Source organism: Streptomyces sp. NPDC087787 (genome assembly GCF_044743035.1).
Taxonomy (GTDB): Bacteria; Actinomycetota; Actinomycetes; order Streptomycetales; family Streptomycetaceae; genus Streptomyces.
On record NZ_JBIUVQ010000002.1, the window covers coordinates 413,642 to 433,930 of the forward strand.

Consider the following 20,289-nt stretch of genomic DNA (forward strand, 5'->3'; position numbering starts at 1 on the left):
GCATACGCCGTGAACGCACCACCATCAAGCGAGTACTCCACACTCGCCACACCCGACCCGGAATCCGAAGCCGACACCGTCACCGTCGCACTGCCCACGAAGTTGCCGGACCCGTCCTTCGTCCCCGACACCGACGCCGACGTCTCCGGCGGCGTCTCGTCCTCCGGCTCAGCCGCCACCACGGAGAACTCCACCGACTTCACCGCCGACGCATTCCCCGCCTTGTCCGACGCCCGATACGACAACGAATGCGCACCGACCTCACTCACCACAACCGGCTTCGCATACGCCGTGAACGCACCACCATCAAGCGAGTACTCCACACTCGCCACACCCGACCCGGAATCCGAAGCCGACACCGTCACCGTCGCACTGCCGACATAGTTGCCGGACCCGTCCTTCGTGCCGGAGACCGTCGCCGACGTCTCCGGTGCGGTGGTGTCGTCGTCGCCGGGCGCGGCGGTGACGACGAGCTGGCCCGTCATCGACTGGTGGCCCGGCATCGCGCAGAAGTAGCGGTAGACGCCGGGCTTGAGGACGACCTCGGCCGTGTACTTGCCGCCGTTGGAGTCGAAGGGGCTCGCCTGGATGTTGAGGCTGACGTCGTTGTTGTAGTCGGGGTTCGAGACGTCGAACGTCAACGTGTGCGGCATTCCGGTGGTGTTGCCGGTGGCCGCGCTGTTCTCGAACACGATCGTCGCCGGTCCCGCCACCGCGGTGGTGGGCACCGACGTGTACTTCGTGTAGTCGTCGCCGGCCGTCCAGGTGAGCACCTGGGCCGCCGCCTTCTCGGTTCCGCGACCCGCCGCCGCGTACGCGGCCGGCACGGCCAGCGAGAAGGCCGTGAAGACGACCGCCACCAGCGCCGCCAGCACCGGGTGTGCGCGGAACAGTCTGCGTGGCGCCGATCCTGGGGGGGGCGGATCCGTCTGGGCATGGAGCAGTCTTCTGAACACCGCTGCACCTTTCGCGAATTCGCTTGTGCGGCACCGCGCAGGGACACTCGCGGTCCCGTCTAGTGGACGACCAGCCGCCGGGATGGAGCGCGTCGAGGGGGCCAGTCCCGCGGACCCGGCCTCTCGCAGGGTCCCGCGGCCCAACCTCTCGCAAAGTGCGGCAACGTTGGGGAAGCTACCGGGCTTTTGACGGCTCGCCAAGGTCTATGGCCACAATCCAACCAACTTTGAGCTGAGTCTGGAAAAACTGGAGGGGCGCCCGCTACGGTGATGCGGTCCCGAGGCGAACCCCCTTCGCCCAGCCGACCCGATCCCCCGCCGTATCCGGCACATCGAGCCGAGCAGGACGGCCTCACCGGCAGGCCGATCCGGCGACCGTCCCGCCTCCCCCGCGGGCCCGAAGGCACGGCGCACCACCGCACACCGCCCTGACGGGACGGCTGCCGTCGGCGACGGATCACATCACGACCACGCGACGCCTCCGGGTTCGCACGCGTTCAGAGGATTGGAGAACGATGACCGACTCAGGCGCAGGTACGAGACGCTTCTCCCGGCGGGCCTTCGCCACCGGGGCAGCCGCTGCCGCGGTCGTACCCACGGTGCTCGGCATCACCGCGACCGCCGCCGCCCCGAAGGACAAGCCGGTGGAGGGGAACGGCCAGGGAAACAACAAGGGCACCGTCCGCAACCTGACCCTGTACATGGAGAAGCTGCCGAACGGGGAAATGGGCTACGGCCTGAAACCGGGCGAGGCGACGATCCCCGGCCCGCTCATCGAGCTGACCGAGGGCGACACGATGAACATCGAGGTCGTCAACAACCTGGACGTCGCCGCGAGTCTGCACGTGCACGGCCTGGACTACGACGTCGCCAGCGACGGCACCAGGATGAACGACAGCGTCGTCGAGCCGGGCGGCCGGCGGACCTACGTCTGGCGCACCCACGCCCCGTCGAACCAGGGCGGGACCTGGGAGGCCGGCAGCGCCGGCTACTGGCACTATCACGACCACAACGTGGGGACCGAGCACGGCACGGGCGGCATCAAAAAGGGCCTCTACGGCCCCGTGATCGTGCGCCGCAAGGGCGACGTGCTGCCCGACAAGCAGTTCACGGTCGTGTTCAACGACATGACGATCAACAACCGGGGCGCCCACGACGCGCCCACCTTCAAGGCCGTCCGCGGTGAGCGAGTGGAGTTCATCGTGATCACACACGGGGACTTCTTCCACACCTGGCACATCCACGGCCACCGCTGGGTGGACAACCGCACCGGTATCCTCCAGGGTCCGCAGGACGTGAGCCGGGTCATCGACACCAAGACGGTCGGCCCGGCGGACTCCTTCGGATTCCAGGTGATCGCGGGTGACCGGGTGGGCGCGGGCGCCTGGATGTACCACTGCCACGTCCAGAGCCACTCGGACATGGGCATGGCCGGCGTCTTCCTGGTGACCGAAGCCGACGGCTCGGTCCCCGGCGGCATGCCCCACCACATGGCCAAGACCGACGGCACGGCCCCCGGCGGCATGCACGACCACTAGAGGGCAGCGGCGGGACCCTCGATCCGGGCTCCGCCTCCAAGCCCCCCAAAGCCACGTCCGTCGAACCACCTGACGGTCCGACGGGCGTGTACGACTGCCGCCGGCCGGTCCTCACCCGCAAGGACCCGGGGCGAACCCACCTCGCCCTTCCGGCACCCGTCCTTCCCGGGTCTCGTGACCGCCCGCCGAAACCCGCCGCACCCGGCCCCCGCCGGGCGGGGCGGCCGCGGCAGCCCTCGCTCCATCCCCTGATCACTCTTCCGTTGTCGGATCGAGTCAAGGAGCAACCATGGGCAAGAGAGACCGGTTCGCCCTCTCACGACGAAGCGGAGCACCGCCGTCGCGTCCGGTGCGGACCGCTCGTCACGCGTGGTCCTGGCGCCGCGCCGTCGTCCTGCTGTCCAGCGCCGCGCTGACCGTGGGGCTGTCCACGCTGCCGGCCGTGCAGGCGAACGCGCAGCCGCCCGCGGAGAACACCGAGGGCGCGGCGGCCGGGAGCCAGGTGAACGTCCTGGTCTTCCACGGACCGGCCGCCAAGCAGGACGACCCGGTCAAGAAGGCCGCGGCGGCGATCGGGAACCTCGGCGAGAAGAACGGGTTCAAGGTCGTCGAGTCCGAGGACACGGGCGTGTTCACCACCGCCGGCCTCGCCAAGTACCGAGGGGTGGTGTTCCTGTCGGCCGACGGCGTCACCCTCGACGCCGAACAGGAAGCCGCGTTCCAGTCGTACATCAACAACGGCGGCGGCTTCGTCGGCGTCCACGACGCCGCCCGGGCGCAGTCCGACTCCTCCTGGTTCACCGGGCTGATCGGCACCCGACCCGCCCTGGGCCTGCCCGACGCCGAGAAGGTCGTCGAAAGCGCGGTCAACTCGGAGAACCCGCCGAACGAGGGCAAGGACAAGCTGTTCGACGGCAAGGACGACACCAAGTGGCTGGCCCGTACGCCGACCGCCTGGGTCACCATGAAGCTGGACAAGCCGGCCGCGGTGGTCAACTACGCGCTGACGTCCGCCAACGACTTCCAGGGACGGGACCCGAGGGACTGGAAGCTCCAGGGCTCGCAGGACGGCCAGAACTGGACGACCCTGGACACCCGGAGCGGTGAGACGTTCCCGTCGCGGTTCCAGACCAGGCAGTTCCAGTTCTCCAACAGCCAGGCCTACCAGCACTACCGGCTGGAGATCACCGCGAACAGCGGTGAGCCGCTGACCCAGTTGGCCGAGCTGCGGCTGTTCAACGCCAACCCGACGCCTCCACAGGCCTCCAAGGTCCAGCAGGCCGTCGTCGACGTGACGGATCGTCAGCACCCGGCCAACAAGGGCCTGCCGCTGAACTGGACCCGTTCCGACCAGTGGATCAACTGGGACCCCAACCCGGTCGGCAAGGTCCACACCATCGCCCAGGTCGAGGAGTGGAAGTACAAGCCGGGCACCGGCGCCAACGGCGCGTTCCACCCGATCTCGTGGTGCCGCGACTACGACGGCGGACGCTCCTTCTACACCGGCATGGGCCGCACCGAGGAGAGCTACACCACCGACACGAAGTTCCAGAGCCACCTCCTCGGCGCCATCCAGTGGACGACCGGCATGGTGCGCGGCGACTGCCAGGCGACCATCGCGTCCAACTACAAGACCGAGCGGCTGACCACCCAGAACCAGGCGGGGCAGCTCGACCAGATCGGTGAGCCGCACGGTCTCACCATGGCCCCCGACGGCAAGGCCTTCTACATCGGCAAAGCCGCCTGCCCGTCCGGCCCGATCGTCGACTGGAACAACCCCGAGGTCGGCCTGGGCTGCGGCACCATCCACCAGTGGGACCCCAAGACCAAGAAGGTCAAGCTGCTCACCACGCTCGACGTGATGGGCAACCGGGGCAGCGGCGACGAACTGGTCAAGAACGAGGAGGGCCTGGTCGGCATCACCCTCGACCCGAAGTTCGAGAAGAACGGGTGGATCTACATCTACTGGATGCCGCACGAGTCGATCGACCGCGACAAGCGGATCGGTCAGCGGACGGTCTCCCGGCTGACCTACGACTTCGCGTCCGAGTCCATCGACCAGGACACCCGCAAGGACCTGCTGCACTGGGACGCCCAGATCCACAGCTGCTGCCACGCCGGTGGCGGCATGTCCTTCGACAAGGACGGCAACCTGTACATCGGCTCCGGCGACAACAACTCCTCCGGCGGGTCCGACGGTTACTCCGGGAACAACTGGACGCAGGACTACAAGGGCGTCTCGTTCCAGGACGCACGCCGTACCTCCGGCAACACCAACGACCTCAACGGCAAGATCATCCGTATCCACCCCGAGGCCGACGGCACCTACACCATCCCCAAGGGCAACCTCTTCGCGCCGGGCACGGACAAGACCCGCCCCGAGATCTACGTGATGGGTGTCCGCAACATCGCGCGGCTCTCCGTCGACCCGGTGCACAACTGGCTGAACGCCGGCTGGGTCGGCCCGGACGCGGGAGCCTCCAGCCCGGACCTGGGCCCGGCCAAGTACGAGACGGCCACGGTCATCACCTCCGCGGGCAACCAGGGCTGGCCGTACTGCATGGGCAACCGGCAGCCCTACCGTGACCGCAGCAGCACCGACGCCAAGGTCCTCACCGGCTGGTACGACTGCGACCACCTCAAGAACGAGTCGCCGCGCAACACCGGTCTGGTGGACATCCCGCCGGCCCGCGACAACATGATCTGGTACTCGCCCCAGGGCGGCGGACCGGTGTTCCCCGAGCGCTCCGACGGCAGCGGCGTTCCCAGCTACGTCGACAGCGAGGCAACCTACACCCAGCCGTACCTGAAGGGCGGCGGCCAGGCCGTCATGTCCGGTCCCACCTACCACCGCTCCCAGGTGGACACCAAGAGCGGTGTCGCCTGGCCGGCCTACTGGGAGGACAAGTGGTTCATCGGTGACGAGTCCAACGCCAACAACCGGGTCGCGGTGACCCTCGACCCCGACCGCGTCAAGGACCAGGGCGCGCCGGCCTTCGGTGAGGACCTGCGCGGCATCATCGCGCCGGGCGGCGGCGCCACCCAGATACAGAGCTGGATGGACGCCAAGTTCGGTCCCGACGGCGCCCTGTACATGCTCGACTACGCGGGCGGCTTCTTCAGCCTGGCCAACAACCAGAAGCTCGTCCGCATCACCTACCAGGGCGGTCCGGCCACCCCGAAGCCGCAGGACGCGGGGGCGCGGGTGGTCACCCAGAGCAAGCCGAAGACGGTGGCGTTCTCCAGCGCCAAGGCCGGTGGTGTGGCCTGGGAGTGGGACTTCGGCGACGGCAGCAGGCCCTCGCGCGAGGCCAACCCGGCCCACACGTACGCCGACTACGGCACGTACCACGCGAAGCTGACGGTCACCTACGCCGACGGCGAGAAGGCCACAGCGACGTTCGACGCCAAGGCCGGCTGCCCGGCTCCCGACGCCCGGCCGACCGTCCACCTGCTGGACACCGACACGGGCGTGACCAACCACCGGGCCGGCGGCGGCTGCACCGTCAACGACCTGATCGACGACGAAGCCTCCTGGCCGAACCACGGGGAGTTCGTCAGTCACGTCAACTCCGTGGTCAACGACCTCCGCAAGCAGGGCGTCCTCGACAACCGCGAGTCGTCGGCGATCAGCAAGGCGGCGGCGCAGAGCGAGATCGGCAAGGTCGCCGGGTACAAGCCCATCTTCGACGGGACCGCGGCGAGTCTGGCCGACTGGCGTCAGGCCGGAGCGGGCAGTTTCTCGCTCCAGCCGGACGGCACCATGCGCAGCTCCGGCGGCATGGGCATGCTGTGGTACGCCAAGCAGGAGCTGAAGGACTTCTCGGTCAGGCTCCAGTTCCGTGACGTGGCGCCGGGCAGCGCCAACGCCAACAGCGGGGTCTTCATCCGGTTCCCGGACCCGAGGACACCGCTGGCGGACCGCCCGGACGGCAGTTGCGGCACGGTCGGCTCGGCCCGCACCGCCCCCGAGTGGGTCGCGATCTACTGCGGCCACGAGATCCAGATCTACGACGGCGCCGCGGGCGAGGTCCAGAAGACCGGTTCCGTCTACAACTTCAAGTCGCTCGGCCTGGACAAGGCGGGGGTGACCCCGAAGGGCCAGTGGAACGACTACGAGGTGCGTGCGGTCGGACAGCACTACACGATCATCCGGAACGGCGTGGTGATCAACGAGTTCGACAACACGCCCGGCAAGTCGTCGTCCCGTGCGGGTGACCCGCCCACCGACCTGCGTCAGTTCCTCAGCGGGTACGTGGGGCTGCAGAACCACAGCGACACCGATCTGATCGAGTTCCGCAACATCCGGGTACGCGGTCTGTAGCCGGACGGCAGAAGGAGCCGGGCCCGGGGCTGCCGCCCCGGGCCCGGCTCTCGCGTCTTCCCGCCGCCTTCCCGCTGCCCGTGCGGGCGGTCAGCCCAGTTGGGCATCCAGCCAGTGCTGGATCTCGCTGGTCACGGGGTCGGTGATGTCGGCGAACTCCTCGTGCCTCTTCAGGAACCCGGCCACGTACGGGCAGACGGGCACGATCCGCTTCCCGGACTCGCGCACGTCGGTGAGCGCCTCCTGGACCAGCCGGGAGGCCAGGCCCTGTCCGGCGAAGGCGTCGTCCACCACCGTGTGGTAGAAGACGCGCTGGTCACCGTGGTCGCGGTACGCGGCCAGCCCGGCGCGCTCGCCGTCGACCAGGATCTCGTAGCGGTGCTTGGCGTCCGTCCGCCGGACGGTCGCGGAGCTGGAGGACCGGCTCATCGGGTTTCCTCTCGGGGTGGGGTCGGTGACACGTCGGACGGATCAGTGGCGCGGTGGGTTCCTGCGCGGTGTGATGACGGCGTTCGGCAGCGCGGGGGCGGGAAGCCGGTCCCCCGGGTACCCCTCGACGGCGCCGAAGCGGTCGGAGGCGTTCTGCCACTCGTCCCGGGCCTTGGCGATGTCCTCGTGGCTGCGCCCGATGAAGTTCCACCACATGACGATCTCCTCCTCGAACGGGGCTCCGCCGAGCAGGACCGTCCGCGCGATGTCGTCGGACTCGTTCGTCAGGGTCAGCGCGCCGGTGCCCGGGTGGGCGTAACCCAGCTCCGCGGGGCCCAGGAGGGTGCCGGACAGGCGTACCTCTCCCTGGTCGACCAGGAGGCCGTGCTCGAAGCCGGGGTCCACGGCGAGGGTGAGGGCCGCGCGCGGCTGGAGGACGATCTCGGCACCGAGCAGGGGCGTGAAGGTCCGTACCGGGGAGGTGCGGCCGGCGAGGGAGCCCAGGAAGACCCTGATCTCGGCGCCGTCGGTCCGTACGGGCTCGGGTGCGTGGTGCTGGAAGTCGCGGTCGGCGCCGCGATGCTCCTCCGGCAGCGCCACCCAGAGCTGGACGCCGTGCAGGACGGTGGTCCGCGGGGTGGAGACCTCCGAGTGGCTGATGCCGTACCCGCCGGTCATGAGGTTCAGCTCGCCGGGCCGCACGTAGGCGTGGCTGCCCAGGCTGTCGCGGTGCTCGATCTCCCCGCTGAACAGCCAGCTCACCGTCTGGAGCCCGGTGTGCGGATGCGGGGCGACGTCCATGCCGCCGGTCGCCGAGACGTCGTCGGGGCCGTAGTGGTCGGCGAAGCACCAGGCACCGATCAGGGTCCGGGCGCGCTGCGGCAGGGTCCGCCGCACGGTCATCGCCCGGGGGCCGCCCAGGGGAACATCACGCGAGGTCAGGACGTCGACCAGGACCGCCTCGGTCGCCGGCTCGCCGTCCGCCGGCCCGCCGCACCGCATTTCCACCGGTTTCGTCTCGGCGTTGCTCACCGTGGACCGCCTCCCTCAAGAATCGTTTTATATTCAACTATCATGCTTGACACCGGGCCGCCGGCGCAACGTCAGCCCATGACGGTCCGGGAGGCGGCACCCTCGGCCACATGACGCTTACGGGAGAACGCTGCCAGATCGATGACGTTTCCGGTGTGCTCACCGACGTACCGCAGCGGATCGCGGTCGTGGTCGTGGCCGGCCTCGACGCGGTCCACCAGGGTGGCGAGGAACCGCCCGGCCAGGGGGGCGTTCTTGAACTGGTTGCCGCTCGTGCCGATGGCGACATAGAAACCGTTCAGGTCGGTGCGGTCGTAGACCGGGGACCAGTCGTCCGTGACGTCGTAGACGCCGGCGATTCCGGTCGGCCGGTTCGGGACGCCGAGGAGCGGAAACCGTCGTGCCACCCGCGTCACCTGGGTCTCGAACCGCGAGGGAGTCGGACGGGGGTCGCACGTGTCGGGATCGTCGAGCCACTCCATGGGGTCGCAGGCGGGCACGGTGCTGCCGATCAGCAGGTGTCCGCCGGGCGCGGGACGGACGTACGTCCCGAGGTCGGTGTCGGCCACGACCGGCCCGAGCACGTCCTCGACGCCGCCCCGGCCCGCCGGTGCGGCCACTTGGTGGACCTCCTGGCGCAGCGGGCGGACCGAGACGGTGAACTCGGCCCCGACCCCGGCCAGCCGGTTCAACGCGCCCGACCAGGGTCCGGCGGCGTTGACCACGACCGGTGCCGCGATCCTGGTGCCATCGGCGAGCCGAATGCCCCTCACCCGGTCCCCGCCGCGCAGGACACCGGTGACCGTGCGGCGGAAGAGGAAGCGCGCTCCCCTGCCGATCGCCGCGTCCGCGAGGTTCTGAGCCGCGAGCCGCGGATCGTCGACGAAGCCCGCGTCGGGTGTGAACAGTGCGCCGAGCTCTCCCTGAGGCCCGGCGAAGAAGGCGTCGTCGTGGAGGGGTTTGGGGGGCCAGTGGCGTCCCGTGTCGATGCCGGGGATCCGGCTGCTCAACGTGGCGGCATCCCAGCGTTCGTAGGGCACGCCGACGCGCTCGAACAACGCGACGGCGTCGGACGTTCCGGAGTCCGGCGCGTCGAGCAGGACCGCTCCGGTCCGCCGGAAGCCCGCCAGGGCGGGGCCGCGGGAGGTGCCGAGGTGGTCCGCCCACCGTGCCCAGCAGTAGTGCGCCTCCCATGCGACGGCGACGCCCTCCCAGGTCGAGAAATTGAAACGGATGATCGCGCTCGAGGCGCTGGTGGATCCATGGCCGGCGCCGCCGGACTTGTCGACGACCACGACCCGTCGGCCGGCGCGCGCCAGCTCCAGAGCCACCGCGGCACCGATCACGCCGGCCCCTACGACGACCGCGTCCGCGCCGGACGGAACCCTGTCCGGCTCCCTGATCGTCATGACGGCAGCTCCCCGGTGATCCTGGGTGCCCGGTCACCGCTCCCGTCCGGGTGCGCGTTCCTGGCGTGCGGCGGGCGGTCCTCGGCGGCCGTCGGGAAGTGACACGCCGCGCGGTGGGGACGGCCGGCCGCATCCGCCTGGGGATCCAGCGTCACGCAGATGCCGCGTTCGGGACGCCTGTTCGGCCCGACGGGACAGCGCGGATGGAAGCGGCACCCGGAAGGCGGCGCCGCGGGGTCGGGTACCTCCCAGGCGAGGAGCGGTTCCTCGGCCGGCCGGCCCACGGCCCGCAGGTCCGGCACGGAGGCCAGCAGCATCCGGGTGTAGGGGTGCCGGGGGCTGCGCAGCAGGTCCTCGGTCGGGGCGACCTCGACGACTCGGCCGAGGTACATCACCGCGACGACGTCCGACACGGAGCGGACAGCGGCGAGGTCATGACTGATGAACAGCATCGCGAAGCCCATGCGCCGCTGCAGATCGCGGAGCATGGTGAGGAGCGCCGCGCGGACGGACACGTCGAGGGCGGAGGTGACCTCGTCGGCGATCAGGACGGCCGGATCGACGGCGAGCGCGCGAGCGACGGCCACGCGTTGGCGCTGCCCGCCTGAGAGCTGCGCCGGCAGACGGTCGGCGCACGGGGCGTCGAGACCGACCAGTTCGAGCAGTGCTCCGATGCGCTGTTCGCGATCGCGGCGGCCGAGACGGACGAAGGCACCGGTCGCTTCGGACAGCGTCTGGCGGACCGTCATGCGTGGGTCGAGTGCGGTGTCCGGGTCCTGGAACACGAGTTGCACCCGCTGCCCCAGCCGGCGCCGGGCGGCTGCGCCACGCCCGCCGAACTGCCGCCCGCCGACGGTGATCTGCCCGGAGCAGGAGTCGGCCAGCCCCACGACGGCACGGGCCAGACTGGATTTCCCCGAGCCGGACTCGCCGACCAGACCGACTGTCGTGCCATCGGGAACCTCCAGTGACACGCCGTCCACCGCGGTGACGGCACCGAGAGTCCCCTGGTGGCGAACGGTGACGTCGTACAACTCCAGTCCCGCGCTCACTTCTCCGCCTCCTCGGTCTCCCGCTGTCCGCAGGACAGCGGCCGGGGCAGCGGGTGCCAGCAGGCGACCTCGTGGCCGGGGCCTAGAGGGGACAGCACGGGAGCCTCCTCGGCGCACCGGTCCTGCCGGTGCGCGCAGCGGTCGTAGAACGGGCAACCCGAGGTGTCGCCGTACGGATCGGGTGGGCTTCCCTCGATCGTGCGCAGGGGGCGGCCGCGGTCCGTGGTCATGTCCGGTACGGATTCGACGAGCGCCCGCGTGTAGGGGTGCCGTGTTCCGGTCGCCAGTGCGTGGGCCGGGAGGCTCTCGACGACGGTTCCCGCGTACATGACCAGGACCCGGTCGCAGGTGTGGGCCACCAGGGCGATGTCGTGGCTGATGAAGAGGATCGTGGTGCCGTTGTCGTGCCGGACACGGCTGAGCAGGTCCACGATCTGCCGCTGCACGGTGACGTCGAGGGCTGTCGTCGGCTCATCCGCGATGACGAGGTCGGGCCGCATCATGGAAGCGGTCGCGATCGCCACTCGCTGGCGCTGACCGCCGGAGAGCTGGAAGGGCCGTGACCGCAGCAACCGGCGCCCGGCGGGGAGAGCGACCCGCTGAAGCTCGGTCAGGGCCTGCTCGACGGCCTGGTCGCGAGGCGTGTCGCGGTGTGCGCGCACGGCCTCCGTCATCTGCGTTTGGATGCGGAGCGACGGGTTGAAGGCCGACGCCGGGTTCTGGAAGATCACCGCCATTCCGGTCGCGAGTTGTCCGCGCCGCTCCTTGCGCGTCAGTGACGTGACGTCCGCGCCGAGGAAGCGGTGCGTCCGCCAGGTGGACTCGGCGTCGTCCGGCAACAGGTCGGCGACGGCGAGCGCCGTGAGTGACTTGCCGGAGCCGGACTCGCCGACCAGCCCTACGATCTCGCCGCGCCGCAGGTCGAGGGTGACACCGCGGACGGGCCGGACCACTCCGGCCGCGGTGGGAATGGCGACGCGCAGATCCTCCACCTCCAGCACAAGGTCGACGGATGCCGGGCGGTTGACGCGGGCCGGGCGCGCCGCGGGCTCCGCCGTCCGCCGTGGGCCTGTGCGTCGTGCGGCGGCTTTGGCCAGCATCTCGCCGAGCAGTTGGAAGGCGACGCCGGCGTAGACGATGGCGATACCGGGTGCCACGGCGGGCAGGGGTTCGGAGTAGATGCGGTCCAGCCCCTGGCTGAGCAGGAGCCCCCAGTCGTAGGAGGGCGGTTGGACGCCCAGTCCGAGGAAGCTCAGGCCCGACATGGCCACGAGTGTCGAGCCCGCCGCGACTGTGGTGTTGAGCATCAGCGGCTCAGCGATGTGGGGCAGGACATGGCGCAGGAGGAGCCGGTGGCGGCGCAGTCCCAGCACGCGCGCCGCCGCCATGAAGTCGGTGTCGGCGACTTTGGCGGCGAGGGTCTGGGCGATCCGGGCGAAGCCCGGCGCGTAGGCGACCGCGAGTGCGAACACCGCACCACCCGCGCCCGCGCCGAAGAGGACCGCGAAGAACATCGCGACGAGAAGTCCGGGGAAGGCCAGCAGGAGGTTGATCAGGGCCCCCAGCATCCGGCGGGTGCGCGCACCCACGACGGCCGTGAGCGCGCCGAGGGTGATCCCGGCCGTCGCCCCGAGCAGCGTCGCCGCGAGTGCGAGCAGCAAGGAGAGCCCCGTCGCCACGAGCAGCCGGGCGAGCAGGTCGCGTCCGAGATGGTCCGTGCCCAGAAGGTGGTCAGCGGTGGGCCCCTGGAGCACCGCCGACGGGTTGGGGCGGTCGGCCGCCCGCCCCCAGAGCGCGGGTCCCACCAGGGCCAGAACGGCGAGCGATCCGAGCATCGCCAGGGTGATCACGCCCATGGGTGAAGCCCAGCCCGACCGGGCCGGACGAGACCGGCGCCCAGCGGCGCGCGGCGCGGGCAGGAAAGGTGAGGACACCATGGGATCACGTCTTCCGGATGGCCGATCGGGGGTCGAGCAGCGCGAGGGCCAGATCGACCAGGAAGTTCACCGCGAGCACGGCCGCGCCCAGCACGAGAACCGTCGCCTCCACGACCGCGTAGTCCTGCGCGGCCACGGACTGTGCCATCGCCGACCCGATGCCCGGCCACGCGAACACCTTCTCGACCAGCACGGTACCGGCGATCAGGGCGGGCAGCAGGTTCCCGGCGACCGTCAGCGAGGCGGTCAGCGTGTTCGGCGCCACGTGGCGCAGATGGAGCGGGACGGCGGGCAGCCGCTTCGCGCGGGCGGCGCGCAGATAGTCCTCGTCGAGGACCTTGAGTGTCTCCACGCGCACGATCCGCAGGAGGACCGCGGTCGGAGCGAGCGCCAGCGCGAGCACGGGCAGCACATAGGACTGGGGACCGAGGTCGCCGGCGACCGGAAAGAGCCGCAGGGCGACTGCCAGCCCCGCGGTCAGGCCCGCCGCGAGGACGAAGTCCGGCATGCCGGCCGCGACGGATGTAACGGTGGTGAACGCCAGTTCCGTCCGGGGCCGCCGGCCGCCGCGGGTCAACACGGCGGCGATCAGACCGCCGGGGAGAGCGACGACGAGTACGCAGGCGAACGCCAGGACGGCGAGCAGCAGCGTCGCGGGAAGGCGTGCCCCGACCAGGTCGGCCACCGGCTCGCCGGTCACCAGCGACACCCCGAGGTCCCCGTGCGCCAGGTGGCGCAGGTACTGCCGGTACTGCGTCAACATGTCATGATCCAGGCCGAGTTCGCGCCTCTTCGCCGCCACGAGGTCCGGCGCGGCGTCCACGCCCAGTGCGGCCCGGACGGGGTCTCCCGGGATCAGCCGGATCATCGCGAAGGAACCGGTGACGACCAGGAGGAGGGAGACGGTCAGCCGGGCCGAACGCCGGCAGCAGAACACCACCCACGGGTGGTGCCGGGCCAGGGCACCGAGCCGTGCGGACATGGTCGCCATGGGGGAACCTCCTCGACTCGGTGACGGTGCGGCCACACCGGGCGTTCGCCGCTGCTATACGTGCAGGCGGATGCTGGTCGGGACGATCCGGCCGCCGGGAGCGACGGCGAACGTCGTCCGGTGTCCGTAGACCGTGCTCGTGCCGTCCGCGACGGGCAGCGCGTCGGCCGAGCGGAACAGTGCGGCGGCGGCCCGGTTCCAGTCCGCGCAACTGGCCGCGCCCGGCGAGCGCATCGCGAGGGCGGCGAAGCCGTCGTACTCCGGGTTGGCGACGTGCGCGAAATTCAGCCCCCGCGACGGCGGCGGGCCGGAGAAGTACGGGACGAGCTGCACGGGCAGCTGCGGCCCCGGCGAGCTGCCGACCACGACGTCGAAGTCTCCGCTCTGGTACATGGCCTGCACCACCGCGTTGCGGCTCTCGGTGACGAGCTCGACATCCGCACCGAGCTCCCGCCAGGTCACGGCCATCAGTTCCGCGACCGACGGAAGTGTGGAACCGAAGTCGCCGCTGCTGAGCAGTCGCAGACGCAGCGGCCTGCCGTGCTTGACCAGCCGGCCCCGTGCCCCCTTCGTCCAGCCCGCGGCCCGTAGGGCGCCTACGGCGCTGCCCGAGGGCAGGTTCGTGGCGGCCACGTCGGCGTGGCAGACGGAGTCCGCGGCGGTCAGATGGCCGGCGGGCTTTCCGTCGCCGCCGATCGCCACGTTGGCGAGGCCCTTGCGGTCCAGGGCGCCGACAAGCGCCCGGCGCAGCACCGGGTCGTTCAAGGGGCGGCCGGAGCGTTCGTTGAAGAAGCTCAGCCCCACCACGGTCGGCACCTCGGCGGTGGCCAGGCCGTGTCCGGCCAGCCGCGCGCGGTCCGGTCCGGTCACCGTGGCGATGTTCACGCCGCCCGTGAGCAGCAGGTTGGCCGCGGTGGACTCCTGGGGAACCACCGTCACCACGATCCTCGCGGGCTGGCCGGGAGTGGCGTTGGCCGTGCCGCCCGGCCCCCATGCGTACCCCTTGCGCAGCGTGAAGACGTACGGGCCGCCCGAGGTGTACCCGCTCAACACGTACGGCCCGGTGCCCTCCGTCCTCCTGTCGAGTACGCCGGGACCCGCCAGCCCGGCGGGGCAGACGACGGGCAGCAGGCCGATCGTCCGCACGATGAAGCTGTACGGCGACGTCATCCGCACCGACACGCTTCCCGCGGCGTCGTCCGCCGACGCGGTGAAGGGCACACCGGGCAGCGCTGCCCGGGCGCCGATCAGCCGGTTCCGGGGATCGCTCGCGTATCTCAGCGAGCGTGCCACACCGGAAGCCGTGAGGGCCGTGCCGTCGGAGCAGGTCACGCCCTTGCGCAGGACGAAGCTCGCCGAGGTGGCACCGGCCTGCCATTTCTCGGCCAGACCGGACACCACCCGGCCGTCCGGTGCCACGTTGACCAGTGAGTCGTAGGCATACGGAGCCAGGGCGGTACCGAACTGCGAGTACGGGTCGAAGCTCGGGGTCTCGGAGGCGGTGGCGATCGTCACCGTGCCTCGCTCGACGACAGGAGTGCGCGTCGATGACACGTCGCCGTTGCCGACGCAACCCGCCAGCACGGCTGACGCGACGGCAGCCGACGCCACTGCCGACCGGGCCCCGGGATTCGAGACGGTTCGGCGGTGCATGGTGTTCATCGTGCCATCGCGATCACGGCGCCGGACCGGCGTTCCCGGGCTGCCTGCGCATACGGCGGCCCATTTCCCCCGTCCGAGTGAGGCCGCCCGCCACGCGGCGCGCCCACCGATGACGGTGACGGGGCGTCAGCTCGGCGCACACTGGCGCCATGACGACTCACATTCCGGACTCAGCGGACGGCTCGACGGCCAAGGAGGTCGACCGTCTCGCGGCCTCCTACTGGGAGTTCCTGCTCTCACGCGAGCCGTCGCTGCGGACGCGACGCGGGCTGCCCGTCGAGTCGCTGCCGGGGGTGTCGGCAGCGGAGGCCGACGAGCGCGCCGCATTCGCGGCAGGGGTGCTGGACCGGCTGCGCACGTCGAAGCGCACGGAGCCGGCCGGCCCCGCCGCCGACAGCGCGGGCTTCCTGGAGGCTCTGGCCGAACAGGAAGCGCAGGCGGGGCGGTTCCACTGGCTCACCCCCACGGCGACGCCGTACCAGCTCTTCCGCCTGCAGCAGTACGGTGACACGGTCTTCCGCCCGTTCCTCTTCGAGTCCCGGGCCGACGCGGACCGCTATGTGTCCCTCGTACGGGACCTCGCCCGCCATGTCGCGACGGTCGGCGACAAGGCCGCCGGGCAAGCGGCACGCGGCTTCTTCGTCCCGGCCCCGGCCCTGCCCGGGGTCCGCACGACCCTCACCCGTCTGCGGGCATCGGCGGCACGGTACGCCGAGGCGGACGCCGAGCGGCTCACCCGGCTCGACGCGGCGAGCCGGGGCCGTCTGCACGACGGGGTGGAACGAGTCGTGGCCACCGAGCTCAAACCGGCGTTCGACCGCCTCCTCGCCGTCATCAGCGATCCGGACTATCTGCGGCGCGCGCCGCAGTCCGTCGGGTGGTCCCAGTACACGGGCGGCGAGGAGGCGTACCGCGCCTTCGTCCGCACGTACACATCCGGCGAGACACCACCCGAACGCCTCCATGAACTCGGCCGGGAGCACTGCCACGAACTCACCGAACGGATGCGGGACGCGCGAAGCGCACTCGGCTTCACGGGAACGGAGGCGGAATTCCACGAGCGGCTCGCGACCGAGCCTCGCCTGTACGCGGCGACCCCGAAGGAGGTCGAGGCCCGCTACCGCGGGCACCTCGACCGCCTCACACCGTTGCTGCCGCGCTGGTTCGCCACCCTGCCGCACGCCCCCTACGGCGTGGCCCGCCTCGACCCGGCGCTGGAGGCGTCCATGACCTTCGGCTACTACGACCCGCCCACCGCCGCGCGACCGGTGGGGTGCTACCGCTACAACGCCTCGGACCTGGCGCACCGCTCGCTGCTCGGCGCGGCCGCGCTGATCTACCACGAGCTGGCGCCGGGCCACCACTTCCACCTCGCCCGCCAGTCCGAGAACGCCGCCCTGCCCGACCTGCGGCGCGAACTGGAGGCCTTCAGCGGGTTCGAGGAGGGCTGGGCGGAGTACGCGGCAGGGCTCGGCTGGGAGATGGGCCTGTACGACGACCCGTGGGACGCGTACGGGCGCCTGGCTCACGAACGGTTCACCGCGCAGCGCCTCGTCGTCGACACCGGGCTCAACCTCGGAACGATGACCACGGAGCAGGCGCGCGCCTTCATGCGTGCCCACGCGGCCGCCGAGTCCGACGGGCAGATCGCGACTGAGTTGCTGCGCTACGCGACCGATCTCCCGGGACAGGCACTGTCGTACCGGGCGGGCTACGCGGAGTTCAGGGATCTGCGGACGGCGTGTGAGCGCCGCGCGGGCGCGGAGTTCGACGTGCGCGACTTCCACGAGGCCGTGCTGGGCGGCGGTGCGCTGCCGTTTCCCGTCCTGCGCCGGCGGGTGGTGCGAGAACTGGGCTGACGTCCGGTTCATTCCGGCCGCCGCATGGCTTGACAGGCCGTTCCGAAAAGGGGTTCCGCTCGATTGGGTGAAGAGCGCCAGTGGAATTTGGATCTACCTGCTCGGCCTCGGATACGCTCTGCGTGATGGGATGTCGGTTCCGCGATATGGAACACATACGCAAGGTGTATGGATTCCGGGCACGGCACAGGTACCGAAGATCCCACAGGGTCGGATGGTGGTTTCATCACATTTCCTGTTCACCTCCCGCCGCTTCCTCAATCTTCGTTCTCCCAGCAGAAGAGAAGGACGTCTTCCCATGCCCCCTGTAGTTCCTCCTTTCCTTATCGGCCTGATCACCGCAGCCCTCGTCAAAAGGCTCGGCAAACCACTCATGCGAGGGGTCGTCAAAACGTCGGTGGGACTGGGCGTGGAGGTCAAGAGGGCCGTCCACGAAGCCAGCGAGGGAATCCAGGATCTCGCGGCCGAGGCGACCGCCGAAATGCTCGCCGCCCAGATGGCGCACGGAACCGAGCACAACACCCACACCAGCGCCCCGCAGGGCGACACCGTGAGCCCGCCCGGGCCGGCCATCGCGCCGGCAGCACAGTCCGGCAGCGCGGAAAGCAAGGCCGGTGGCAAATCGCGCGGCAACGGTCCGGCCGCCGCCAAGCTGAACTGAGACCGCACATCGCGGTCGTCGAGTCGTCGAGTCGTCCAATTTCCCCGTAAGGGCTACGCCCGCCCGTTCCGGGACGCGCCCTCCGAGAACAGGTGATTGTTCTACATGACATCTTTGGTGGGCGCAGCAGCCGCAGGTCGGCCCAACTTCTCGAACGTACACGCAAGGTCTGTCGTTCCGGGTCGGCAGCGTTGGGACGTCCCTGCGGTGCTCAGGCGGCCCAAGGTCGCGGAAATTCTGGAGGGCGTGCTCCGGCGTACGCCGGGGGTCAGGGGGGCGCGCGCCAATCCTGTGACCGGTGGGGTGCTCGTTCTTCATGACTCCACCCTCACCGTCACGGATATCGGGGGCCTGCTGAGAAAAGCCGTCGACGCCTTGTCGAAAGGCGTCGCCTGTGCCGTCCCGCGCTCCTCGGACGTGGCAGCGCCCCGCGAGGCGCCCTCGGCGACGGAAGGCCGGGCCGGCGTGCTGCGTCCCGCCCTCACCGTCGCCGGCGGTGCCGTAGGAATCGTCACGCTCGGCCGCGGGAGGCTGCGCAAGGCCGTACTGGCGCTCGGCGCAGTGACGGCGGCCACGGCGGTCGTCGTACGGCGGGCCTGGCAGAAGGGCCTGGCCGACCAGGGCGAGTCCCGGCCGGACGAGCCGTCGGAGCACACCGTGCTGCGCATCGTCGGGCCGCACAAAGGGAAGCTGTGCGTGGCGTCGTCCTTGTCCGCGCTCTGCCAGGGCACCGAGATGGCGCTCGGCGCCTTCCTGGGCTGGATCGCCCTGGTGCTCATCAAGGGAGAGTGCGCCCCGCTCGTCGGTCTCGGAGTGACCGGCGCTTCCGCACAGTTGTGGTTCCTGGCCTGCGGGGCCGCCGTGGCCTGCGCGGCCGCGGCCGGCCTGTCGTACGCCGCCACCCTTAAGTGGCGCAAGCTCGGTCAGGCCGTTCAGCACGACTGGCGCAACGAGACGTACGCACATGTGCAGAAGCTGGAACTGCGGCATCTGGAAGGCGAGCGGACCAGCCGGATCGCCGGGGTGCTCACCGAAGACATCAGCCAGATGGGCAACTTCTTCGCCACCTCGGCCAACGATGTGGTGCAGCTCGCCACCAGTTTCCTCGTCCTGGTGCCCGCCTTCCTTCTCCTGGCGCCGCAGATCGCCTGGGTCGCGTTCCTGCCGATGCCGTTGGTGGCCTGGCTGTCGTTCCACTACCAGGACCGGGTCGCCGCCGACTACGCCGTCTCCAGCGAGGACAAGGCCCGGCTGCACAGCCAGCTGGTCAACACCCTGGAGGCCGGCGCCACCGTCAAGAGCTTCTGCGCCGAGGAGTACGAGGCCGAGCGCATCGACCGGCTCGGCGACCGGTGCCGGGAGAGCGACCACCGCACCGACCGGAGCACGGCCCGGCACGCCGAGACCATCCGCGTCTGCACCACGGCCTCCATGGCGGGCACGATGCTGCTCGGCGGCCGCTCGGTACTCAACGGCTCCCTGCCCTTCGAGGTGTTCAGCCCGCTCATCGGCCTGCCCCAACAGGTTCTGCTGCGTCTGACCAGGCTCAGTGGCATCGTCGACCAGTACCAGCGCACCCTGGCGGCACACGACCGGGTCCAGCGCCTGCGGAGCCTCCCCGTCGAACCGGACGGCCACGACCTGACGCTAGACGACCGGAACGTCAAGGGCGCGATCGCCCTGGAGAACGTCAGCTTCTCCTATCCCGGCCGGCCACCGGCCCTGGACAACCTGTCCCTGTCCATCGCCCCGGGCCAGGTCACCGGCATCGTGGGGGCCACCGGCGCGGGGAAGACGACGATCGCCAAGCTGCTCATGCGTTTCCAGGACGCGGAGTTCGGTCACGTCCTGCTCGACGGGCAGGACATCCGCCGGCTGCCACGGCACGATCTGCGCAAGCAGGTCGGGTTCGTGGCACAGGACCCCTTCCTGTTCGACGGAACCATCGCCGAGAACATCCGGTACGGCAGCTTCGAGGCCGACGACGCCGGTGTGGTGCGCGCGGCCCGCATGGCGGAAGCGCACGGCTTCATCGAGGCACTGCCGGACGGATACGACACGCTGATCGGAGAGCGCGGCGCCGCCCTCTCCGGCGGCCAGAAACAGCGCATCGCACTGGCACGGGCGATGCTGAAGGACGCACCCGTCGTCATCCTCGACGAGGCCACCTCGGCCGTCGACAACGAGACCGAAGCGGCCATCCAGCGAACCCTGCGGGGCTTCGCGAAGGATCGGACCCTGGTGATCATCGCGCACCGCCTCTCCACCATCCGGCACGCCGACCGGATCTATGTCATGGACAAGGGCGGAGTCATCGCGGAGCAGGGCACCCACGACGACCTGCTCGCGCGTGACGGGCTCTACGCCTCCCTGTGGAACCTTCAGGCCGGCGAGAAGGTCGCATAAGACTCCCGCCGATCAGTCGAGGTCACGGGCGCC

12 protein-coding genes and 3 pseudogenes are annotated in these 20,289 nt (G+C 70.5%); 7 read left to right on the plus strand and 8 right to left on the minus strand.

The genetic code is table 11. The features are described 5' to 3' along the window. Positions 1 to 956: OmpL47-type beta-barrel domain-containing protein (locus ACIOWN_RS05885; RefSeq protein ID WP_401980622.1), on the minus strand; the 956-nt coding region annotated here is incomplete at its 3' end. 515 nt (positions 957 to 1,471) lie between these two features. Here ACIOWN_RS05885 and ACIOWN_RS05890 point away from each other — a divergent pair. The 4 genes and pseudogenes from ACIOWN_RS05890 to ACIOWN_RS05905 form a co-directional block, all read left to right on the plus strand. Next, a complete protein-coding gene (locus ACIOWN_RS05890; protein ID WP_362352915.1) occupies positions 1,472 to 2,494 on the plus strand; it encodes a multicopper oxidase domain-containing protein in 1,023 nt (340 codons plus the stop codon). 289 nt (positions 2,495 to 2,783) lie between these two features. Then, a pseudogene (locus ACIOWN_RS05895) lies at positions 2,784 to 3,719 on the plus strand (ThuA domain-containing protein); the annotation flags it as partial. Between the two features lie 6 nt (positions 3,720 to 3,725). Further along, a pseudogene (locus ACIOWN_RS05900) lies at positions 3,726 to 5,675 on the plus strand (ThuA domain-containing protein); the annotation flags it as partial. A 9-nt stretch (positions 5,676 to 5,684) separates the two neighbouring features. Continuing rightward, positions 5,685 to 6,818: pseudogene (locus tag ACIOWN_RS05905) on the plus strand (family 16 glycoside hydrolase); the annotation flags it as partial. 90 nt (positions 6,819 to 6,908) lie between these two features. Here the strand turns inward: ACIOWN_RS05905 and ACIOWN_RS05910 are convergent. The 7 genes from ACIOWN_RS05910 to ACIOWN_RS05940 form a co-directional block, all read right to left on the minus strand. Further along, positions 6,909 to 7,247: a GNAT family N-acetyltransferase gene (locus ACIOWN_RS05910; RefSeq protein WP_362352912.1), complete on the minus strand. Its 339-nt coding sequence runs from the start codon at positions 7,245 to 7,247 to the stop codon at positions 6,909 to 6,911. 42 nt (positions 7,248 to 7,289) lie between these two features. Beyond that, positions 7,290 to 8,279 (minus strand): pirin family protein, encoded by a 990-nt coding sequence (locus ACIOWN_RS05915; RefSeq protein ID WP_362352909.1) that lies wholly within the window; start codon positions 8,277 to 8,279, stop codon positions 7,290 to 7,292. 71 nt (positions 8,280 to 8,350) lie between these two features. Continuing rightward, positions 8,351 to 9,688, minus strand: a complete 1,338-nt coding sequence (locus tag ACIOWN_RS05920; protein WP_362352906.1) for an FAD-dependent oxidoreductase — start codon at positions 9,686 to 9,688, stop codon at positions 8,351 to 8,353. Beyond that, entirely contained in the window at positions 9,685 to 10,740 is a 1,056-nt protein-coding gene (locus ACIOWN_RS05925; RefSeq protein WP_362352903.1) for an ABC transporter ATP-binding protein, read from the minus strand. The genes ACIOWN_RS05920 and ACIOWN_RS05925 overlap by 4 nt, the downstream gene beginning before the upstream one ends. Beyond that, positions 10,737 to 12,596 (minus strand): oligopeptide/dipeptide ABC transporter ATP-binding protein, encoded by a 1,860-nt coding sequence (locus ACIOWN_RS05930; protein WP_362352900.1) that lies wholly within the window; start codon positions 12,594 to 12,596, stop codon positions 10,737 to 10,739. Before ACIOWN_RS05930 ends, ACIOWN_RS05925 begins: the two co-directional genes overlap by 4 nt. An 85-nt stretch (positions 12,597 to 12,681) precedes the next feature. Beyond that, on the minus strand, positions 12,682 to 13,668 hold the full coding sequence (locus ACIOWN_RS05935) for an ABC transporter permease (protein ID WP_362352899.1): 987 nt from the start codon (positions 13,666 to 13,668) through the stop codon (positions 12,682 to 12,684). 54 nt (positions 13,669 to 13,722) lie between these two features. Beyond that, complete coding sequence (locus ACIOWN_RS05940) at positions 13,723 to 15,183, minus strand: ABC transporter substrate-binding protein (RefSeq protein WP_362352896.1); 1,461 nt, start codon at positions 15,181 to 15,183, stop codon at positions 13,723 to 13,725. A gap of 296 nt (positions 15,184 to 15,479) precedes the next feature. Between ACIOWN_RS05940 and ACIOWN_RS05945 the strand changes: the two genes are divergently transcribed. From ACIOWN_RS05945 to ACIOWN_RS05955, 3 genes are all read left to right on the plus strand, one after another. Then, positions 15,480 to 17,189: a DUF885 domain-containing protein gene (locus ACIOWN_RS05945; protein WP_362352894.1), complete on the plus strand. Its 1,710-nt coding sequence runs from the start codon at positions 15,480 to 15,482 to the stop codon at positions 17,187 to 17,189. A gap of 67 nt (positions 17,190 to 17,256) precedes the next feature. After that, entirely contained in the window at positions 17,257 to 17,850 is a 594-nt protein-coding gene (locus tag ACIOWN_RS05950; RefSeq protein ID WP_362352891.1) for a DUF5132 domain-containing protein, read from the plus strand. A 303-nt stretch (positions 17,851 to 18,153) separates the two neighbouring features. Then, positions 18,154 to 20,256, plus strand: coding sequence for an ABC transporter ATP-binding protein (locus tag ACIOWN_RS05955; protein WP_362352888.1), 2,103 nt, complete (start codon positions 18,154 to 18,156; stop codon positions 20,254 to 20,256). Positions 20,257 to 20,289 lie beyond the last annotated feature (33 nt).